The sequence below is a fragment of the Variovorax sp. WDL1 genome, from assembly GCF_001541225.1.
GTDB lineage: Bacteria > Pseudomonadota > Gammaproteobacteria > Burkholderiales > Burkholderiaceae_C > Variovorax.
In genome coordinates this window covers 1,127-1,565 of record NZ_LMTS01000143.1, presented here as the reverse complement: position 1 = coordinate 1,565, position 439 = coordinate 1,127, and the positions used below count along the sequence as shown (strand labels likewise).

Below are 439 nucleotides of genomic sequence, written 5' to 3'. Positions count from 1 at the left end.
TGCCGGCCCCAGCCACGACATGGGCCGGGTGTGATTGCTGACAGCGGACGGTTCTAGCGACGACCGGGCCTGCCAATCAGTCCACGGGTGGTTTCTTCCTCCCGAGCCGAAGGCCGCTGCGGCCTTCGGCGCCTTTCTCCTGCCTTTCAACGCCCCGGCCAGGGCGATGGCCCTGCGCCATACGAACAGGAGACCGACATGCACCCGAAACCTTGCGCACCGCCGCGCAATGCGCCGCTGCTCTACGGCAGCGTCTGCAGCGGCATCGAGGCCGTGAGCCTCGCCTGGCAACCGCTCGGCCTTGAAGCCGCGTGGTTCGCCGAGATCGAGCCGTTCCCGAGCGCCGTGCTCGCCCACCGTTACCCCCGCGTGCCCAACCTGGGCGACATGACCGCGATCGCCCGCCAGATCCGCACCGGCACCGTTCCTGCGCCCGACA

Annotated in this window: 1 pseudogene; it reads left to right on the top strand. The window is 69.5% G+C overall.

Annotation, left to right across the window (positions count from 1 at the left end):
* Positions 1-198: 198 nt before the first annotated feature.
* A pseudogene (locus APY03_RS44135) lies at positions 199-439 on the top strand (DNA cytosine methyltransferase); the annotation flags it as partial.